Below are 20,868 nucleotides of genomic sequence, written 5' to 3' on the forward strand. Positions count from 1 at the left end.
AGAATAATAATAGCATGAGAAACATAGAAATTGACGGATTGTTATTTGAGCCTCTCATTGAAGAGGAGCAGATTCAGAAGCGTGTTCGCCTGATGGGTATCGATATAAGTCTGCGTTATGAGCATAAACAGCCTATTTTTATAGGCGTATTGAATGGATGTTTTATGTTTATGGCAGACTTGCTCAAGCAAATTGAAGTTCCGTGCGAGATGTCATTTATTAAATTGGCATCGTACATCGGAACAGGCCAATCTGAGTTAAACGAGCTTTTAGGGCTTGGTATTGATCTGGAAGGGCGTGATGTGATAATCGTGGAAGATATTGTAGACTCTGGGCATTCACTCAAACATACGTTGGATGCGGTAAAAAAATTAAATCCAACGAGTGTCATTGCCTGTGCGCTTTTGGTGAAACCTGACGCGCTGCAATATCATTTCGAGGAATTGAATTATGTTGGGTTTGAAATAAGTAAAGAATTTGTGGTCGGGTATGGCATGGACTTTAACGGGCTAGGCCGGAATCTGCCCGATATCTATAAAAACATACCTGGTTAGAAAAAACTGGATGTTCTAAGAGTTTGAAACAAAGAAGTTTTCTTTGATTTTTAGTGCACTGCGCTATTTCACATTGCAGTGCACTGGTATTTTTTGGTGTTTATGATACTGCATCTGCAGGATATTTAAAAGAGCAAGTTTCAACATGATCATTTACCATTCCAACGGCCTGCATGTAGGCATAGCAGATGGTAGATCCAAAAAACTTAAAACCTTTTTTCTTCATATCCTTGGCGATTTTATCAGAAATATCAGTAGTAGCTGGTACGTGTTGTAAACTAGACCAATGGTTTACGATGGGCTGCTGTTCGGGTAAGAAGCTGTATAAATAGTTGTAAAAGCTGCCATGTTCGGCCTGGACTTTTTTGAAAAGCCTCGCATTTGTGATGGTTGACTCAATTTTATTGCGATGTTTTATGATCCCAGAGTCGGCGAGTAACTGTTGTACATTTTCATTATTGTAGTTTGCTACCTGATCGACATCAAAGTTAGCAAAAGCTTCTTGGTATGCCGTTCTTCGACGTAGGATAGTAATCCAGCTTAATCCCGCTTGTACTGATTCTAATACTAAAAACTCGAATAAGGTTTTATCATCTTTGACTTGTCGGCCCCATTCGTTATCGTGATAGGCAACATATTGTTCGTCAGATCCGCACCATTGGCAGCGTGTGATTTCTTTGTGCATGTTCTATGAAGATTTTTTGAATGCAATATAACTTTTTATCCTAACTTTACGACCACAATTAAAGAGTTTCGATTATAGACGGTTCTTGAATATTTCATTGCCGTTAAAAGACAATTCATTTTAATGAACGCAGCTATTTTCAAATATCATATTCTATTTGTACTATTTCTTTTATTCGCAATAACGAAATTGAATGCGCAGGGGCGTACTTATCGAAACGTTGTTCAAGACGGTAGCACAATTGGGATTGATAGTACACATGTTGTAAAGGATTCGCTTTTAACGCCTAATGAGGAAGTTTTGGCATCCTTGAATCCAGCGTTACAGGATCAATATCGAATCGTAACAGTGGAAAGGGAGGGGTTAATGGTTCATAATATTTATAGCTTCGATGTGCAGCAATATTTTCAAGGAGAATTGCGAACTAGCAAGTTGGATAGACAATATGGGACACTTAAAGTTCACCGGGAAAATTGGATACTTTTCACAGTTCTTGCATTAATTTTTGGTGTTGGGATGATTCGGATATTTTTCCCTTCTGATATCAAATTGGTTTTTCAGGGGTATTGGGATGATCGGGTGTTGCTATCGGTGAGCAAAGAGGACACCATCTTGACGTCATGGCCCTTTATTTTTCTATTTATATTATTTTCAGGAGCATTGGGCTTATTTGTGAGTCTATTCTATGCCTATGAGTTAGATAGATTTGATTTTATCACGTTCTCCAATTATATGAAGACGGTGGGCATGGTTGGCGGCTTATTTTCGTTAAAAATCGGATTTATTCGATTTCTATCCTTTGTGTTTGAAATTAGGAAGTTGGTAAAGGAATATGTGACAGTGCTGTATCTGATTTATTTCAATACACTTTTTTTAATGCTTCCTGTACTATTAATATTGAGTCTTGTACCCTTAACATCGGTAGGTGTTGTACTGCACTTGGCCATTGTTGGAGCGGCATTACTTTTTTGTTATCGATTTCTTAAGACAGCGGCTCATATTATGTCGATGTATAAATTTTCAATTTCCTATTTAATTTTGTACCTTTGTTGCCTAGAAATAGCACCAATATTAATACTATTAAGATTATTGAGCTAAAAGTGGTTATATGCAAACTTCAGACGTAGAAAGAGCAAAGAAGGTAAAAAGTGTACTGGTAACTTTACCGAAACCTGAAAACGATAAGTCCCCTTATTATGATTTAGCAAAGAAATACGGGTTAAAATTAGATTTTCGAGGTTTTATACACGTAGAGGGAGTTCCTGCCAAAGATGTGCGTAGGGATAAAGTGAATTTGGCAGATTATTCTGCCGTAATATTTACAAGTAGAAATGCTGTAGATCATTATTTTAGAGTTTGCGAAGAGATGCGATTTGAAGTGTCTGCAGAGATGAAGTATTTCTGCATTTCGGAGACCATTGCGCTTTATCTTCAAAAGTATATTCAATATAGGAAACGAAAGATTTTCTTTGGTAAACAGACCGCGAAAGACCTTGAAGACGTGTTGAAAAAACACAAAAGTGAGAATTTCCTATTTCCATGTTCGGATGTAGCGAATGAGGAGACCAGGAACTGGTTACAGCAAAACGGCTATAAGTTTACACCAGCTGTGCTTTTTAGAACTGTTGTAAGCGATTTGACTGACCTAAAGGATGTTTTTTACGATGTTATCGTGTTCTTTAGTCCTTCCAGTGTACAGTCTTTATATGATAACTTCCCAGATTTTAAACAGAATAATACAAGGATTGCAGCGTTCGGCGCTTCTACTCAACAGGCACTTTTAGATCATGGATTGATTTTAGATATTCCTGCTCCAACGCCAAAAGCTCCTAGTATGACTATGGCTGTTGAAGAATACATCAAAAAGGTAAATAAATAATAGCCTAGCAAAAGGTAAATACGGAAAAGGGTTCTTAAGACCCTTTTTTTTGTTATCTGTAGAGAGCTTGGCAAGCTAAGGGCTTTTGGGGCATAAGATCGGTAAACACAAGCTTCCTTATGTTGGTCTATTGAGCTATGGACTGATGTTTAGCTGGATCGGAGGTGTTAAAATATAATAAAATGACGAAGGTCATTGAGATTTTAAGTATATTTCTATTAAATTGCTTGATATAATTCATTCTATGTAAAATAACGCATAGGTGGTATTTTTGAAATTTGGTAGAAATATTTTTTTATGTTTGTAATTAAGCAAAATTAATCAGTCGTGAAGTTAAAGCAAGTTGATAAAATTTCGGGCATTCGATCAGAGGACTTCCTAAAAAATTATCTGAAACCAGGTTTTCCTGTCATTATATCAGATTTTATAAGTGCAGAAAGTCCAGCGTGGAAGAAATGGAGTTATGATTACTTTAAAGAAATTGCAGGAGATATAAAAATAGATGTCTACGGAAAAGAGGAGGAATCGATGGACCGTGCTGCGAGCGCTCCTGTTGGCCATATGACATTTGCAGAATATTTGGACCTGATTACAAAAGAACCTACGGAGTTACGATTGTTTTTGTTCAATCTGCTTAAAATTCGTCCTGAACTGAAGCATGACGTTATTTATAACGATGTCACAGGTGGCAAGGTATTGCAATGGTTGCCATTTATGTTCTTTGGTGGTGAAGGTTCGAGTACCCGTAATCATTTCGATATTGATATGTCACATGTGTTTATCTCTCAATTTCAGGGGTTAAAGCGTATTTGGCTTTTCCCAAATGATCAATCTGATTTGATGTACAAATTGCCATACAATTTTCATAGTATTGCTAATCCAAAATACAGTAATGTAGAGGAATATCCTGGGATTAAGTATTTGGATGGCTACGAGGCAGTTATTCACCCTGGAGAGACTTTGTATATGCCCGCAGGATGGTGGCATTATATTCAATATGAAACTGAAGGGTATTCAATTTCCGTTAGGGCTTTAGCAAATTCAATCAGCGAGAAATTGAAGGGTGCGCGCAACTTGTTTATCACAAGACATTTTGATAATACGATGCGAAAGATCTTCAAAGGGCATTGGTTCAACTATAAAATCAATACAGCGAAACGTCGCGCTAATAATGCAATAAAAAGAAAAGCACGTTAATATAGAAAAGGGACACCAAATGTCCCCTTTCTATATTAACGTATTGATTACAAAAGTTTATTTTGACCTCTCCTGTCAAACCGTAGTTCCTTTTATTCTTCTGCTTCGGCCCATTTGCTTGCTTCTCGATAAAATAAGGTATAGGGATCGCTTGGATAAACTATTGTGTCCGGATTATGCCGAAATGGAACATCCGGATTAAAGATTTCTTGTAGGATATCGCGTAAGAATCTGATAAAATTCTCTTTTTGGAATGCGAGAAATTCATCGGTCAATATTCCCTCTTTACCACTGAATAAGGTTCCCTCTTCCCGCATTTTCCGCGCAACGTAGAGATGAGGTTCAAGTTGTTTTCTCCCTGTTTTCTGTTCAAATACATAGGCATAAAATAGCGTCTGCACCATGGCTTTATTTTCGGTGTTGGGAGCAAATACCTGATCGATTTCTTTGAATAGAATCGAATCTCCGCCCGTTTTGTAATCGACAATTCTACTGATAATACGGTCGTCGTGTGTTACTACCTCGTCTACACGGTCAATAATACCGTACAGTGAGACTTGATGTTGCTCTCCATTGATTTGAAGTGGGAATGGTAAGATATAATCGGTGTCGTTTTCAAGTTCAATAATCCGAAATGACTTATAGTTATTGATGTCATATTCGAGATACATTTTGACATACTCGGAGGCAATTTTCAGCATGATCCGCTGCAAGCTATTTAAGTCCTTTTCTTCTTTTAATTCAATCTGATATTGAATGCCTATTTCTCGGGTCACATATGCTTCGATACGGTCTATCTGCCCGCGTAGCATATGTGTTGATGTAAACTCCTGTTTCCCTTTGAAGGGTAAAAATATATCCTCCATGACATTATGGATGACTGTTCCGAGCTTATTCATTTCAAATTCCTGAGAGAGTGAAGGTGGCTCTTTAATGTTGGCAATATGTTTTAGGAAAAACTGTAATGGAGATTGGAGGTATGTCGTCAGTGCGGTCGCCGATATCTTTTTCTGGTTAACGATAAAGTCCTCGTACATTTTTTTCCATATTTCGCCCCGCTTTTGGATAACAATCTCTTGCGCTTTATCTGCAAATTGGATGGGCTGTTGTTGAACTTTTCGGTCAAACTGAAATTTGCTTTCAAATTCTAACTGTTTGATAAACCGGCTTTCTTCACCAGTGGAGCTTTCGTCAACTAAACCATTGTAGAAAATATGTATTCCCTTACTGTATTGAAAATGACGATAAAACAAATAGGCCGATAGGGCATTCTGATTTTCCAATATAGGAAGACCGTACGCGCTCCTCAGACTATTGGGTATAAAGGTCGGTGAATTGGATGTTTTGGGTAGAATACCCTCATTAGCTCCCAGGATATAGATGTTGTCAAAATTTAAACAGCGGCTTTCCAAGAGCCCCATGATTTGTATGCCTTCGAGTGGGTTCCCTTCTATGGCAGAATTTATGGGAGCAATGGCTTTTTTTATCAAACCGATCTGGAAGCTGATACTTAACGGGGCAACAGTTTCAAAGCCTAGTAAAAGCTGGTTCAGGATTTTTTTTGTTTCGATTAGGAGATTGTTGTCAATTTGGCGGATGCGCTCTTGAGATGAGATACTATGTAACAAATCATCGACGAGCAGGATGAGCGCTGGTACCAAATGAGCTGAATTTTCGATAGGTACAAAAAATTGTGGTAAGGAGCTTTTGAAATGAAGCTCTTCCAATGTGATCTCGAAGAGTTGTTTGTCGGCAATCTCTTTCTGAATCTGAAGTTTATCTGCCAAGGAAACCATACTCAGGGGATGATTTATGAAGGTCTCTATGATTTGATAGGGAAGTTTCCGTCTTTTAAACTGTGATATCTCCAAATGTACCTCCATCCATAGATCCAGTATGCCATAAATAGGAGACTGCGTCAAGGGGTAGCCCGTAGTGATATTAGGTTTTACATCTGGTAAACTTTGCAGTAAAGGGACAAGTAAATTTTCATCTGCTAGAAGAATAGCGGACGTCTCCTCCATATTCTTGTGCTGTTCGAGGATATCATGCAGTAATTTTGTTTGGCTGATCTTCCCGGTGCTAGCATATAGATTTACGGTTGAAGTTCTATTGCCAATAATATTCGGGCTATCGCCGAGGGCGTTGACCAAGCCTGTTTGGAAAATATTTCGACGAATAAATAGCCCGGCCTCCTGCATGGTGTCTTCCAGATAATAGGCATCGGCATCAAAGTAAAATAGGGCGCGGCCTTCCTCCTGCCATTGTCTGAATAATTTTGCTTCGACTTTGTTTAATGCATTGAAACCGACAAAAAGGATATGTTGGTAGGATGATGCAAATTGCTGATGCGTAGCCTTGCCTTCAGCTAAATCGCGGTAAATGGTTGGATAGTTGGTTTGTCCTTCTGCTTTAAGCTTTTCTTTAAATCGATTATACAATACAGGTAGTCTTTTCCAAAGTTGTAGAAAGCGCTCTTGTACGCCACTATGTCCAGCAATGGAAAAAGACTGCCAAAATTGACGTATAAATCCTTGCTGTTCTTGGGTTAGATGTTGAAAAACAATGTCGATTTTGGTGTTGTCATAAAGTTCTAGATAGATCTGCTCAATAGGCACAAGATCATAATCGAGCTGGCCGAAGTCACTCAGTATTATTTCGGCAATTGGGTAAAACTCTTCCAACGTTTCTGGTTGTTTTCCTTCAATCACCAATAACTCATTATGGATATTAAAAAGGTGGAAAAATTGTGCCAAAGGACTGGCTTCGGTATCATCGGTCGAACGTCTAAAAAATTCCTGAATCGTAAAAAACTGAGGAGACCAGATCGCCTGTCCATATACTTCAGAAAGATGTTTTTTGAGATAGGTAATCGGGCGTTTATTATTAAAGACGATGGCAATCTCACTCAGATCGTTTCCAAAACGTTTTTGAATATCTGTTGCTACTAATTTTAGAAAGGCTGTCTGCATCGTGCTATTATTTTACTTCAATTAATTGATTTGATTTTGCATAATAGAGAAAGGCCCTAACATTGTTGTAGCCTAGATTCTCTAGATTTTTTTTGTAGTTATCGACTTGATACTGATGTCCGATATAATCTGTCTGCGTAAACTTGAAATCGAGTACGATTGTTTCCTCTTTGGAAGTGAAGACTTTATCCGGCCGAATGGTTTCGCCCTTGGCGGTAATGATACTGGCCTCATTCCAGATCTTATAGTTTCCGGTAAGCCATTTATTAATGATGGGATGCTTCCAGATTTGATTGATCTCCTGCATGAGGAAGGGCTGCTCCTCCTTGGAAAGGATACCTTCCTGGATCAGTTGGCCAACCAGTTTATGGATGTCTTCTTCGTTTGAAATCTGAGCCATAATATCATGTGCCAATATGCCATACTGTGCCGCTTTTTCCAACATCAGAATATCATTGATACTGCGCGTACTCGCTTTTTCTAAAGCCATTTCCAGTTCTTTGGAAATGGGATAATGGCTTAACGAAATAATACGGTCATTTCGAAACTTCGCTTTTCTTTTTTGGATTATCTGATCAATATATAAGACTTTATTTTCGAGTTTAAACGGGGATTCTGGAGTCTCTAAGACTTGGAAGAGCACATCGCTGATGTATTCGTCTTTCTTATCATAGCCTGTAATCTCTCCTGTCTTTTTGTCGACGGATTCTTTAAAGCACGGAGCAGTAATATAAAGGTGTTCAACGGCGCGGGTTGTTGCCACATAGAACGTATTAAGGGCGTCCATGTAGTTGAATAGCATCTCTTCAAAATATTGTTTGAAAAATATAGATTTGCCGACGGTAGATGTGTATTTGATTGGAATTTTTCCCAATTGGGCAAATGGAGTTTCGGATGTTTCAATCCAAAAATCGCCGTTGATCATGCCGTCGAGATCCCATGAACAAAATGGAATCATGACCACGTCATAAGCCAGCCCTTTTGATTTGTGTATCGTCGTTACCTCAATCGCATTGATTTCTCCATTGGAAGGGAGTACAGCCCGGTTGCCATCTTCTTCCCAGAACTCTAAGAATTGTATAATGCCACGTTCGCCATTCGTGGAAAACGTTGAGATCATATCTTTGAATGCGAGCAGGTAAGGGAGGTGAATATTGTCCGTGGTTGTGAAACCGTAGATTTCGATAAGCTTTTCAATCAAGTGGACCAATGGCTGTTTCTGTGCCATTTCCCAAGAGTCAATTAAGGCTTGAGGTAGAAAATCTTTAAGCTCATGGATGTCATTTGTGGCAAATTTTAACCATGCATTCTGATCAACGGTCGTATTATTCTGTATATGCTGATAGAGATAGACTATCTTTGCTTTATGAATGGTATGTTTCTCCGAATTATAGACTAATGCTTTCAGCGTTTCGATCAGTAGTAAAACGGCATCATTGCTGGCTAGCGACAGCGCATCTCCTGATATGACTTCAAACGTGAGCTGTTGCTGTTTTTTGAAATCCATGAGTTTCTGGATAACCAACTTGGCTTGCGAATTACTACGCACTAAAATACCGATCTGTTGGGGTTGATAGCGTTCGTCGAGTAGCCATCCGCTTATTTTTTGGCATAAATTTACAAGTGATTCTTCGATAACCTGATTTCGTCTGTAGCGTCCATCAGCAACGGGAATGTAGGAGATCTCAATGGAACCTAATTGGTCAAGTTTTCCTTTTTTATGTTCAGGCACCTCCTGTTGGCTGTTTTCATACGCTTTGACAAGCATGCTATCATTGCCTGAGGAAGCCCACCACTGTTTGCCTTCTTCATCCAGGCTTTCGGATACTTTTTCATTTAATACCTGTTGCAAATGTTTTGGAATACTGTTAAATAGGTAATTGTTTAAATGAATAATATTTGGAAGACTTCTAAAATTGGTATCGAGACTTCCGTTTTCGATAAAGGTTGTTTTGCTATCGTTGTCCAAGTGAAAGGCATGGACAATTTGTTGTTCTACCTGTTGGAGTAAAATTCGCCAATCGCCATTCCGCCAGCGATAGATGCTTTGTTTAACATCACCTACAATCAGGTGTTCGCTGACAGTACCTTTGGCATCTGCCAATGCATTGATCAGTAGCGGACTATAGTTTTTCCATTGAATGCGCGAAGTATCCTGAAATTCGTCAAACAAAAAGTAGTTAAAGCGATTGCCGATTTTCTCCCAGATAAATGTTGGGTCGCTATTTTCATCAAGTCCGAGTTTGTTTAACAGAATCTGAGAATCGGAAATTAACTGGGCACCATTGTCGCGTCGCCACTGTGTCAGTAAATCGCTCATTTCTTTGAGTAAACGCAGGTAATAGAGGTTATTCTGTACGGCTTGATAGGCAATGTAAGCAGATAGGTTGTCGTGTAACTTTTGGAAGGACGCCCAGATAGGGCTGAACGCAGCCATAAGATCATGACGTATATTTTTGTCACTATCCGTAAAAGCATCTTCATTGTCGATTAACAGAAGGTATTTTTCTATTATCTTGGCAATTTCAGAAGCGCTGAGTTTTTCCGTCTTTTTACTGGTTTTGCTAGCTGAGATTATCTTATTGCGCGATTTACCCTTCAGGTCACTTTCAGTGAGGTTGAATTTTTTGAATGTCTCACTAAACGCTTCAATTGTCATGGATAGCGCTTCGGTAAATGCGCTTATCTTCTGTTCAATCTCCAGATTAAGGAGATTAAAAACCTCCTTGGGGTTTGCCGAGTTGATATAACTATCAAATTCCTGGAAATTTTCAGAAAAAATAAGGCTCGCCAAACTCATTAATTGCTGACGGTAGTTCCAATTTTCATTTTTTGCTATCTTCTTTTCAGCATAAGTTATAATCCAATCGAGTAGATCGGGGCGCTCATCCAGTAATTGATTGAGCATAACTGTCAGCTCATTTTTCACTTTATTGACATTCATTTCAATCTTGTAAGCCGCATCAAGATTAAGTTCATATGTAAACGCGCGGATGACCTTTTGGGAGAAACCATCAATTGTACTTATCGTAAAATGACTATAATCATGTAAGATACGGCGATAAACACGGTGAGCTTTCTCCTGCACAAGATGTGAAGTCCAACCTGGCTGTTGTGCCAGTAATAACTTTCTGAAATCTTCAATTTTAGGGCTAGGATGGCCTGTTGCCAGGCCATGGAGTACCGATAGGATACGTTCCTTCATTTCGGCAGTTGCCTTATTGGTGAATGTCACCGCCAAAATTTCCTTGTAGCTATTCTCGTTGGATAGGAGAAGGGTGAGATAATGTAAAGTCAAGCTAAAGGTTTTCCCCGAACCGGCTGAAGCTTTTAGTATTTTTAATGGCGCAACGGATTTCATAGAATGAAGGTAGAAAGTAAAAAGTGAATTGGCAAAAATGGGGAAGATTATTTTAATTGAGAAAGCAGACTTAATTTGATTCTTATTTATTAACCAAATTGTTGTTTTATGATATATACTGGTGTCGTAATATGAGTAGGTGTTGCCTTCGGGCGAAGCCAACAGCTGTACACATTACTTTAGGTGTTGACGGCAGAGCTGGTGCAATGAGATCTGTTCTAAAAGGGGTGTTCAAGGTGTTAAGGATGTCATTTTCAGCGAAGTTTATAAAATTATGTTTATGAATAGAAAAAAATAACTATCTTTGCATCCCCCTCTAGTATGAAGCTCGGGGGATATGTTGAATACATAAAATAAATTAAAAAATGGCAACTAAAATCAGATTGCAAAGACACGGTAAAAAAGGACGTCCTTTTTACCACGTAGTCGTAGCGGATTCTCGCGCTCCACGTGACGGTAAATTCATTGAACGTATTGGTTCTTACAACCCAAACACTAATCCAGCAACGATCGTTTTGGATTTTGAAAAAGCTTTGGACTGGATGAACAAAGGTGCTCAACCGACTGACACAGCTCGCGCTATCCTTTCTTACAAAGGTGTTCTTTACAAAAAACACTTGCAAGGTGGTGTGAAAAAAGGTGCTTTTGATGAAGCTGCTGCTGAAGCTAAATTTGCAGCCTGGACTGAAGCTAATGATGCAAGAATCTCTGGTAAAAAAGATGGTTTAGCACAAACTAAAGCTGATGCTAGAAATGCTGCTTTAGCTGCTGAAGCTAAGAAAAAAGAAGAAAAAGCTGCTGCTGTAGCTGCTAAAAATGCTCCTGTAGCGGAAGAAACTCCTGCTGAAGAGACTGAAGCTCCTGCATCAGAAGAAACTGAAGGTTAATTCTTTCATAAAGTATTCGAGAAAGCCGACTCAACCTTGAGCCGGCTTTTTTTGAAACAGCCTATAGGCTATAGTTTGCCATTATCATGTCTTACATCTAATTGCTAAATACGAAAATATGACTATTGATCAAAGCTTTTACATCGGTTATATCAGCAAAACAAGAGGGCTTAAAGGAGAAGTACAGCTATTTTTTGAATTCGAAGAATACGAGAGTTTGGATATGGATGTCGTCTTCGTGGAAGTGAACAAAAAGCTTGTTCCTTATTTTGTTGACGCCATCAAATTTCAAAAGAACAGTACCGCTTATGTGACATTCGAGGATGTGGATCATATTGATAAGGCTCAAATACTTGTACGTAAAAAGCTATATCTTTCCAATGATAAAATGCCGGAGCGTGATCCAGATGATTTTAGATATACGGATTTAATCGGTTTTTTAGTAATTGATGAAAACCATGGTGAACTGGGGAGAATAACAGATGTTCAGGAGTTTCCACAACAATTTGTTGCTACCGTAGATATGGATGGCAAGGAGCTGATGTTCCCACTTTCGGACGATTTGATCTTAGGTATTGATGGCGAAGAGGAGATTATTGAAGTTGAATTGCCAGAAGGCTTAGTGGATCTGTATAAAGAATAAGTATATCCTTAGGCTTATATAAATGAATAGCCTTTCATAGACTATCGCAGTAATTTATTATATTGGCATATATTATTTTGCCATAATTATTAATTGATTTTGAAATCGTTATTACTCCTGCTATTCCTATTTTCACTGTCTTCTTGTGCTTTCTTTGGAAAGAAAAAGGAGTTTCCTGAAGGTAATTATCAGATGATATTGGGCTATTCGAATGAGCAATATCATAAACTTAAGAGAGAATCTCCCCAGAATGTGGAGGCAAATACCTATGGGAATGATCCTACTTTATATCGGTCCTTTCTCTCACTCCATAATAAAGACCGCTTTGTCTTGGCGCTCGACGATATATTACTCTTCGGAAAGTATAGATTCAATGGTGACAGATTAGAGTTGACCGACGAGAAAAAAGGTAGCATCGCATTGGATATTGTTAAGGTAAAAAAAGATTTTATTCAGCTAAGAGGTGATTTTTCACAGTTTAACTCAGCGCGTGTACCTACTACCGAAAGACTTTATCTCAACTTTGCCTTAGATAAAACCCCTATACGCGAGACACCAAGCAAATTTGACAGTCAAGTGAATTTGTGGCGGAATGCTCCCGTAAGAGCAGAAAGTGAAAAGGAGGTCAAGGCGAGGGCATTGAATTTTGTTGATTATTCCATCGCTTACTTTCAACATATATCAAGTTCTGGTACACATCACGATTATCGAATGGATGGTGTTGAATCGCCAATTATTTATGCTGAGAACGGTATTGTGCTCAAGGCGTGGACAGATGTGCCGGAATCTTGGAAAGAGTTGTTTTACAATGAACAAGATGCATTGATCGCCTATCGCTATTTATTTGATGGCTTTAAATATGCATCGAAAGAGGAATACCACGTAACAGGACTTTTATTAATCACATTTTATCTCAAAAATCTACGGAATTCCCTGGCAGCGCATCTTTAGCCAATGATTCTCGATCCTTACTTTCGCCTGTTTTTTTAACATTTTTTGGTGGTGCATACATTTCTTTTGTTGCGTGTAAGCAGAGCCCAAAGGTCTTATTGCCCTATTTTCGGTGCCATTTTAGTCTTTTCGAAAAAATATTTTTGTCTTTTGATTTTTTAAAACGATATTAGCAACGCTTATAGAGAAAGGCCGAGGGAATAGACCCGTTGAAGCCTTAGCAACCTGTATTGTTCAAGGTGCTAAATTCTACCCTACTCCATGTGGGAAAGATAAGTTACATGAAGATAAACGATTCCTCGACGTGTGCGTTTCGATATAAGCCAACCAAACTAAAAAACAGTTTTTTAATGAAGATTATCGATCATATCCAGAATGCCAAAGGAAAAACATTATTTTCTTTTGAGCTATTGCCACCGGCGAAAGGGCAGGGCATCCAAAGTATTTTTAAAACCATGGATGAACTGATGGAGTTTAAACCTCCTTTTATCGACGTAACTTACCACCGGGAAGATTATATCTATAAAGAGCATGCAAGTGGATTACTGGAACGCGTTTCCTATCGCAAACGTCCTGGGACAGTGGCGATATGTGCAGCAATCATGAATAAATATAAAGTTGATGCTGTGCCCCATTTGATATGTGGTGGTTTTACTAAGGAGGAAACCGAAAATGCACTGATCGATTTGAACTTCCTGGGTATAGATAATGTCTTAGTATTGCGCGGAGATGCACGTAAGGGCGATGCTGATTTTATTCCGACGGATGGTGGACATGCTTTTGCAACAGACCTATTGGAACAGGTTGCTGATATGAATAAAGGAAAGTATCTGCATGAGGATATTGTCACATCGGAAAAGACTGATTTTTGCATCGGTGTAGCAGGTTACCCCGAAAAACACTTTGAATCGCCAAATTTTAATACTGACTTTAAATATCTGAAACAAAAAGTCGATATGGGGGCGGAATTTATTGTAACTCAAATGTTCTTTAATGTCGAAAAATATAAGGAATTTGTTACTAAATGTAGAGATAATGGAATACATGTGCCTATTATTCCAGGATTAAAGCCACTGACAACTAAAAAGCAGCTCGTGACCTTACCACGAATATTTCATCTCGATATTCCAGAAGAACTGAGCGATGCTGTTTCGGAATGTAAAACGAATGCCGACGTCAGACAAGTCGGAGAAGAGTGGTTAGTACAACAATGTCAGGAGCTGATCAAGTTTGGTGCTCCGGTTTTACATTTCTATACGATGAGTAATCCGGGTCCAACAAAGAAAATTGTAGAAAAACTAGCCTAACTCATAAAAATACCCGCGAAAGGGAGCTGATAAGCTCCCTTTTTCATTGTTAAGATATCCTATAATTGACCTTATAGCCGAGTCGTCGTGTTGGTAACGGAGTCATTTGCGTGCGTGCAAGTGTCAGTGTGTTTATTGTCAGGTACTTGTGTTAAATAGTGTTAATTAACATATTGGAATCAGGATAACTTTTTAACTTAAAGTCCTAAAAAGGATTTTAATAGAAGACCAATTGACCTTATGACGTACAACAGAATAAATTCTCTACTGGGTTTTGCTTGCGGACTCATTGCCACATGTGTATACATTGCTACCGTGGAAAAGACGGTAAGCTGGTGGGATTGTGGTGAATTCATTGCCTGTGCTTACAAGCTGGAAGTAGCACACCAACCTGGGGCACCATTGTTTCTTCTGATTCAGAATGTATTTTCAAACTTGGCTTTGGGTAATGCAGGTAAAATCGCCTATTGGATGAATATCGGATCGGCAATTTGCAGCGGGCTTACGGTTACATTTTTATTTTGGACGATAACAGCAATTGCCAAGAAGATACTCCGCGAAGACAAATACGCACCTTTATCCAACTGCTTGCAGATCTTCGGCGCAGGAATTGTTGGTGCAATGGCATTTAGTTTCAGCGATTCATTTTGGTATTCGGCCGTAGAATCCGAAGTTTATGCGATGTCGTCCTTGTGTACAGCAGTTGTGTTTTGGGGGATATTAAAATGGGAAGCTCGTGCTGATGAAGAAGGTAGTGATCGTTGGCTGGTATTTATCGGTTTTGTTATGGGGCTTTCTATTGGAGTCCATTTATTGAATCTTTTGGCTATCCCAGCGATAGCGATGGTGGTCTATTTCAGAAAAGCAACTCAGGTGAGTGCGAAAGGTACCTTAAAAGCGTTTGTAGTAGGTGTACTGATCCTGGGAGCCGTTTTGTGGGGTATTATTCAATGGTTGGTTGGCCTGGCTGCTAAAGTTGACCTTGTATTTGTAAACTCACTTGGAATGGGATTTGGTTCCGGAATTTTCTTCTCGTGCTCATTGCTGGTAGGATTGATAGTTTGCGGTTTGTATTATTCGTATACAAAGCGCAAATACACGCTCAACACCGCTTTGTTAGTTTTTTGTTTTGTTTTATTTGGATACAGTTCCTACACCATGGTCATGATCCGGGGAAAAGCAAATCCATCCTTGAATAATAATGCGCCGGATAATGTATTTTCTTTTTTGGGATATTTGAGCCGGGAACAATATGTCCGGGAGCCATTGCTCAAAGGCCCGTATTATGATTCGCAAGTGGTTGGTGTAAAGAGTAAGACAGGCTATCGGAAAGATCAATCGGCGTATGTACCCTTTACACAGATAGACAAATATCAATTTGATAAGGAAACCTTTTTCCCGCGTATCTACAGCCAAGATGGAAACCATCAAGCCTATTATAGAAGTTACCTCAATTTGAAAGAGGGAGAGCAACCACAATTCTCCGACAATTTTAAATTCTTTTTCAATTTTCAGCTTGGCGATATGTATACGCGCTATTTCTTATGGAATTTTGTCGGTAGACAGAATGATCGACAAGGGTATGGGACCTATAGCGATGGCAACTGGCTGTCGGGGGTCAAAGCATTCGATAACTGGCGACTAGGTGCGCAAGATAAACTACCGCAATCGCAGGCACATGATCCGAGCCGAAATACCTATTTCTTTCTGCCGCTGCTTTTGGGAATAGCTGGTGCGGTATGGTTGTATCGAAACAACAAGCCTTATACTTTGGTCGTAACCCTGCTGTTTGTATTTACCGGAATAGCGATTGTTGTTTACCTAAATCAAACGCCCATGCAACCTCGGGAGCGGGATTATGCTTATGTGGGCTCTTTCTACGCCTTTGCAATCTGGATTGGATTGGGGCTGATCGCATTGGTTCGTTTTTTCAAACGTTTTGTACGAACACGTTATGCTTTGGCGACTGGTTTATCTTTTGCGTTGCTGGGCGGCCCCATTATTTTGGTTCATCAAAACTGGGACGATCATGATCGATCGGAGAAATCGATGGCAAGGGACTTGGCGCGTAATTATCTTGAGGCCTGTGCTCCAAATGCAATCCTATTTACGTATGGCGATCATGATACATTTCCGGTGTGGTACTTACAAGAAGTAGAAGGTGTGCGTCCCGATGTACGGGTGGTCGTCTTAAGTTATCTTACCGGTGATTGGTATATGCAACAGGCCAGGCAGCCGACTTATCGAGCAGCAGGCCTCCCCGTGACAATTCCGGCAGAAAAGACAAAAAAAGGTGTCCGTGATTATATCCCCTTTGTGGATAGGCAACTCGACAAAGCTGTTGATGCAGGTCAGTTATTACAATTTGTGACGTCAGATGATCCCGATTATAAAGTTCAGTTGAATTCCGGTGAGAGGGAAAATTATTTCCCCTCAAGAAAAGTCAAACTGGACGTTAATAAAGCGGAGGTCGTCAAGAAAAATGCAGTTCCATCTTATTTGCAGGAAGCTATTGTATCAATTATGGAATGGGAGATACCAAATGACCACCTAACAAGGGCAGATTTAACAATCTTATCGGTGCTTGAAAATAACAAATGGAACAGGCCCGTCTATTTTTCAAATATGTTGCCAAGTGATCTTAAATTAGGATTAGATAAATATCTTGTTAATGAAGGTTTCACGTCTAGACTGATGCCGGTCGCAGCTACAGGTGCGTCAACAGAAAAGCAAATTGAGCAAGCCGGACTAGTGAACATTGAAGCTTTATATCATAACATTATGCACACGTATAATTGGGGCAATATAAAAAACGCTCGATATGTTGATACGGATTCATTCCGCTTTTCAAGCATGTATGCAAGAGATATTTTTGGAAAAGCAGCGCGTCTGTTGTTGGCTAATGGCCAAATAAAACAAGCAGGAGAAGTTGCTAAAAAAGCATATGATCAATTACCTGCGCGCGTGTATGCTATGTCAGATGCAGTCAACTATGCTGATATTATTGATAGTCTATATCGTTCTGGACAACCTCAGCTCGCCAATAATATGATGGATCGAAATCTAAATTATGTAGCTGAAAATATGGAATATTTGCATCAACTCGTAGTGGATAAGAAAAATTTAAGCTTCGAATGGAATGATATTCAGGTTGGATTGGACTCGGTAGATCGCTACCGTAAAATTTTATCGGATGCGAAAGAGGATAAACGATTAGCGCGTGTCGAGGGCTTAAGGCGTCAATATCAAAACTGGTATGGTCTAGAGTAATGTTTGTAACAAACGAAGCCAATGTATTGGGTTTGCCTAAATGGTAACTGGATGAATATGCTTGAGCTAAGGAACCAGATGAGGCCGTTTTCATATACTGAAAGCGGCCTCGATACATATAGGATAGGGAAATGAGCCAAATGATTAGAATTTCATGCCGACTCCAAAGCCAAGGAGAAAAGGATTGATATCAACTTTTGCCGGTATGGATAAGTTGGGAGCCAAGTTGGATGCATCCACATTAACATCTGTCTTTAAAAGAATATATTTAGCATCTAAATTCACAAAATATTTGTCTGATAGCTTAAAGTCAATCCCGAGTTGGGTAGCGAAGCCAAAAGCATTGTCGTATTTCACATTCTTTACAGTTGATCCAGCGTTAGCACTATAGAATATCGTGTAATTTATCCCTGCGCCCACATAAGGTTTTATAGCTCCATCGGGGAAGAAGTGATATTGAGCTGTAAGCGTAGGAGGAAGAAGCCAAACACTGCCTAGATCGACATTGCTGGATGAACTTCCACCAATCGCAGTTAAATCTGAGCCTGTTGTATGCACATTATGTTTTGTCGTTCCAAGAATCAATTCCGCCGCAATGTTTTTTGTGAAAAAATAGGTGAAGTCCAGTTCAGGAATAAACTTTGTGTTGATGTCCACGTCTCCGCCTATCGTATTAATAGTAGCCGATTCGTTTGGCATGACTGCCACTCCTCTGAGTCTCATTTGCCAACGTTGATTAGGGATTGTTTGTGCTTGTAAACTTAGTGCTCCTAAAGTGAGTGTCAATGCGATTAAAAATAACTTTTTCATATCATTAAGGGTATTTATTTGACGTAAAACTATTGCTAAAATCAAGGCAAAAGAGTGACGATAATCAAGTTGAAAAATGAATGATATAATGCTTTGAGTAGTGTACATGACGTACCTTTATAAATTATTGTCAAAAAAAAGCACATCTGTATCTGTTTTTGACTCTGGGGGAATTTTGTTTGTCAGTCTTGAGTAAAGCCTGAATTTTCGAAGGCTATATTGCATGTTGGAGAAAAAGCAAAAATTTAGGATGATCTCAGGTTTGATAGCGTTGCCTAAATTTATCAGAAATGCTGTGAAGAGGATGACTGTGTTTATATATGCTTTTTGGGGAAGGAAAATGTCAAAGCTGGCTGCAGATTTAGTAAAAGGACATACCATAAACTAAAAGAGGTCGGAATCACTTCCGACCTCTTTTAGTTAAGAATAAATCTTTTATGCATTTTTCTTTACCTCTTTGCCCCAGGAATCTTTCAGTGTAACCGTACGGTTAAAGACTAATTGGGAAGGGGTAGAATGTGTATCTAATGTAAAATATCCCAGTCGTATAAATTGATAACCTTTTCCCGGAGTTGCATGTGTTAGATCCGGTTCAATATAAGCGCGTTCAATAATATGCAAGCTTTCAGGGTTAATCGATGCTTTGAAATCTTCTGCAGCAGCAGGGTTTTCATCATTGAACAATCTGTCGTACAATCTCACTTCGGCTTCTTTCGCATGCGGCACGGAGATCCAATGAATTGTTCCTTTCACTTTCAACCCAGAAGTATCTTCTCCTGATTTAGAATTTGGAACATAAGTACAATGCACTTCCGTTACTTTTCCATTTTCATCTTTCACAAAATCGTGACAGGTTACGATATATGCGTGTTTTAAACGCACAGAAAGTCCTGGAGCTAAACGGAAGAATTTTTTTGGAGCGTCTTCCATAAAATCATCGCGTTCTATCCAAAGTTCTTTTGAAAAGGGAATGGACCGCGCGCCTTCACCACCTTCAACTTCTGGATTGTTTTCACCGATAAGTTCTTCTACCTGGCCATCAGGATAGTTCGTGATGACTAATTTAATTGGATCTAATACAGCCATTCTGCGCCATGCTGTTTTGTTGAGATCCTCTCGAATACAGAATTCCAGAAGACTTACATCGATCATATTTTCACGCTTTTGAACACCGATTTTCTCACAGAAGTTACGGATACTCGCAGGTGTATAGCCTCTTCTTCGCAATCCTGAGATCGTAGGCATACGTGGATCGTCCCAGCTTTCAACAAATTTGTCATTAACTAATTGCAGCAATTTGCGTTTACTCATGACGGTATAGGTCATATTCAAACGGGAAAATTCGTATTGCTTAGAAGGGAAAATCTCCAATTTTTCAATACACCAATCATAAAGTGGGCGGTGTGGGATAAATTCCAATGTACAGATCGAATGTGTAATTTTCTCGATAGAATCGGATTGTCCATGTGCAAAGTCATACATGGGATAGATACACCATTGATCGCCAGTTCTATGGTGATGAGCGTGTTTGATGCGGTACAACAAAGGGTCGCGCATATGCATATTCGGGCTAGCTAAATCTATCTTTGCCCGGAGTACTTTTTCGCCGTCTTTGTATTTACCGGCACGCATTTCTGCAAATAAAGCAAGATTCTCTTCAACAGACCTGCCGCGGTAAGGCGTCGGAACTCCCGGTTCTGTAGGGGTACCTTTCGCGGCAGCGATTTCTTCAGCTGTGCTATCGTCAACGTATGCTAGACCTTTTTTTATTAGCTCAACGGCATAACTGTATAATGTCTCAAAATAATCTGAAGTATATAATTCCTCTGCCCACTGGAATCCAAGCCATTGAATATCTTTCTTGATGCTTTCAACATACTCAGTATCCTCAGTGACAGGGTTAGTGTCATCAAAACGTAGATTAGTCTTGCCATTATACTGCTGTGCTAATCCAAAGTTCAAGCAGATGGATTTGGCGTGACCAATGTGGAGGTAACCATTTGGCTCAGGAGGGAAACGTGTCAATACACGTCCGCCATGCTTTCCTGTACGAAGATCCTCTTCGACAATTTCCTCGATAAAATTTAATGATTTTTCTTCACTCATAGTGCAAAGTTAATTATTCGCGACGAGATATTTGCTAGGAGATCGTAGATATTCGGCTCAGGATAAGCGGTGGAATGTGCGTGTTATATAGCTTACTATGTACATAGTTAATAACCTTTTGATCTGGCAAAAAAAAGGGGCAATATTATGCGAGGGCACTGAAAAAGTCCCGTTTTAGATTGGGCAAAAAAAAGGAGTGGGAAATAACAGTTTTCTGCTCCTTTTTTCGTATCTTAAATTAGTCTT

Annotated in this window: 14 protein-coding genes and 1 riboswitch; of the genes, 9 read left to right on the plus strand and 5 right to left on the minus strand. The window is 39.3% G+C overall.

The window, feature by feature from the left end; genetic code table 11:
- Positions 1-14: 14 nt before the first annotated feature.
- A complete protein-coding gene (gene hpt / locus J2X77_RS18430) occupies positions 15-554 on the plus strand; it encodes a hypoxanthine phosphoribosyltransferase (protein ID WP_209578539.1) in 540 nt (179 codons plus the stop codon).
- Between the two features lie 100 nt (positions 555-654).
- Here hpt and J2X77_RS18435 read toward each other — a convergent pair whose 3' ends face one another.
- Positions 655-1,239, minus strand: a complete 585-nt coding sequence (locus J2X77_RS18435) for a DNA-3-methyladenine glycosylase I (protein ID WP_293938086.1) — start codon at positions 1,237-1,239, stop codon at positions 655-657.
- 123 nt (positions 1,240-1,362) lie between these two features.
- On the opposite strand from J2X77_RS18435, the gene J2X77_RS18440 reads away from it, so the two are divergent.
- From J2X77_RS18440 to J2X77_RS18450, 3 genes are all read left to right on the plus strand, one after another.
- Positions 1,363-2,337, plus strand: coding sequence for a DUF4271 domain-containing protein (locus J2X77_RS18440; RefSeq protein WP_209578541.1), 975 nt, complete (start codon positions 1,363-1,365; stop codon positions 2,335-2,337).
- Between the two features lie 10 nt (positions 2,338-2,347).
- Positions 2,348-3,118, plus strand: coding sequence for a uroporphyrinogen-III synthase (locus J2X77_RS18445; protein ID WP_209578542.1), 771 nt, complete (start codon positions 2,348-2,350; stop codon positions 3,116-3,118).
- 327 nt (positions 3,119-3,445) lie between these two features.
- Positions 3,446-4,315 carry a cupin-like domain-containing protein gene (locus J2X77_RS18450; protein WP_209578543.1) on the plus strand — a complete coding sequence of 290 codons (870 nt, stop codon included), beginning with the start codon at positions 3,446-3,448 and terminating at the stop codon, positions 4,313-4,315.
- Positions 4,316-4,407: 92 nt separating this feature from the next.
- Here J2X77_RS18450 and J2X77_RS18455 read toward each other — a convergent pair whose 3' ends face one another.
- Entirely contained in the window at positions 4,408-7,287 is a 2,880-nt protein-coding gene (locus J2X77_RS18455; protein WP_209578544.1) for a PD-(D/E)XK nuclease family protein, read from the minus strand.
- A 7-nt stretch (positions 7,288-7,294) separates the two neighbouring features.
- Positions 7,295-10,648 carry an exodeoxyribonuclease V subunit beta gene (locus J2X77_RS18460; protein WP_209578545.1) on the minus strand — a complete coding sequence of 1,118 codons (3,354 nt, stop codon included), beginning with the start codon at positions 10,646-10,648 and terminating at the stop codon, positions 7,295-7,297.
- A gap of 365 nt (positions 10,649-11,013) precedes the next feature.
- Between J2X77_RS18460 and J2X77_RS18465 the strand changes: the two genes are divergently transcribed.
- From J2X77_RS18465 to J2X77_RS18485, 5 genes are all read left to right on the plus strand, one after another.
- Entirely contained in the window at positions 11,014-11,535 is a 522-nt protein-coding gene (locus J2X77_RS18465) for a 30S ribosomal protein S16 (RefSeq protein ID WP_209578546.1), read from the plus strand.
- A gap of 118 nt (positions 11,536-11,653) precedes the next feature.
- Complete coding sequence (rimM, locus tag J2X77_RS18470; RefSeq protein ID WP_293884091.1) at positions 11,654-12,178, plus strand: ribosome maturation factor RimM; 525 nt, start codon at positions 11,654-11,656, stop codon at positions 12,176-12,178.
- A gap of 99 nt (positions 12,179-12,277) precedes the next feature.
- Positions 12,278-13,129 carry a hypothetical protein gene (locus tag J2X77_RS18475; RefSeq protein WP_209578548.1) on the plus strand — a complete coding sequence of 284 codons (852 nt, stop codon included), beginning with the start codon at positions 12,278-12,280 and terminating at the stop codon, positions 13,127-13,129.
- Positions 13,130-13,305: 176 nt separating this feature from the next.
- A riboswitch (SAM riboswitch) is annotated at positions 13,306-13,408 on the plus strand.
- Between the two features lie 71 nt (positions 13,409-13,479).
- Entirely contained in the window at positions 13,480-14,436 is a 957-nt protein-coding gene (metF, locus tag J2X77_RS18480; RefSeq protein WP_209578549.1) for a methylenetetrahydrofolate reductase [NAD(P)H], read from the plus strand.
- A 315-nt stretch (positions 14,437-14,751) separates the two neighbouring features.
- Entirely contained in the window at positions 14,752-17,706 is a 2,955-nt protein-coding gene (locus J2X77_RS18485) for a DUF2723 domain-containing protein (RefSeq protein ID WP_310081934.1), read from the plus strand.
- A 144-nt stretch (positions 17,707-17,850) separates the two neighbouring features.
- Here the strand turns inward: J2X77_RS18485 and J2X77_RS18490 are convergent, their stop codons facing one another.
- On the minus strand, positions 17,851-18,516 hold the full coding sequence (locus J2X77_RS18490; protein ID WP_209578551.1) for an OmpW family protein: 666 nt from the start codon (positions 18,514-18,516) through the stop codon (positions 17,851-17,853).
- 435 nt (positions 18,517-18,951) lie between these two features.
- The gene (locus J2X77_RS18495) at positions 18,952-20,622 is read right to left on the minus strand and encodes a glutamine--tRNA ligase/YqeY domain fusion protein (RefSeq protein ID WP_209578552.1); all 1,671 of its coding nucleotides are present in this window, start codon (positions 20,620-20,622) and stop codon (positions 18,952-18,954) included.
- Positions 20,623-20,868 lie beyond the last annotated feature (246 nt).

Source organism: Sphingobacterium sp. 2149, assembly GCF_031455655.1.
In the GTDB taxonomy this organism is placed as follows: Bacteria; Bacteroidota; Bacteroidia; order Sphingobacteriales; family Sphingobacteriaceae; genus Sphingobacterium.

What these genes read in the sequence shown, in the direction of transcription:
- hpt (WP_209578539.1), top strand. Translation starts at nt 15, where the DNA reads ATGAGAAACATAGAAATTGACGGATTGTTATTTGAGCCTCTCATTGAA.
- J2X77_RS18435 (WP_293938086.1), bottom strand. Translation starts at nt 1,239, where the DNA reads ATGCACAAAGAAATCACACGCTGCCAATGGTGCGGATCTGACGAACAA.
- J2X77_RS18440 (WP_209578541.1), top strand. Translation starts at nt 1,363, where the DNA reads ATGAACGCAGCTATTTTCAAATATCATATTCTATTTGTACTATTTCTT.
- J2X77_RS18445 (WP_209578542.1), top strand. Translation starts at nt 2,348, where the DNA reads ATGCAAACTTCAGACGTAGAAAGAGCAAAGAAGGTAAAAAGTGTACTG.
- J2X77_RS18455 (WP_209578544.1), bottom strand. Translation starts at nt 7,287, where the DNA reads ATGCAGACAGCCTTTCTAAAATTAGTAGCAACAGATATTCAAAAACGT.
- J2X77_RS18460 (WP_209578545.1), bottom strand. Translation starts at nt 10,648, where the DNA reads ATGAAATCCGTTGCGCCATTAAAAATACTAAAAGCTTCAGCCGGTTCG.
- J2X77_RS18465 (WP_209578546.1), top strand. Translation starts at nt 11,014, where the DNA reads ATGGCAACTAAAATCAGATTGCAAAGACACGGTAAAAAAGGACGTCCT.
- rimM (WP_293884091.1), top strand. Translation starts at nt 11,654, where the DNA reads ATGACTATTGATCAAAGCTTTTACATCGGTTATATCAGCAAAACAAGA.
- metF (WP_209578549.1), top strand. Translation starts at nt 13,480, where the DNA reads ATGAAGATTATCGATCATATCCAGAATGCCAAAGGAAAAACATTATTT.
- J2X77_RS18490 (WP_209578551.1), bottom strand. Translation starts at nt 18,516, where the DNA reads ATGAAAAAGTTATTTTTAATCGCATTGACACTCACTTTAGGAGCACTA.
- J2X77_RS18495 (WP_209578552.1), bottom strand. Translation starts at nt 20,622, where the DNA reads ATGAGTGAAGAAAAATCATTAAATTTTATCGAGGAAATTGTCGAAGAG.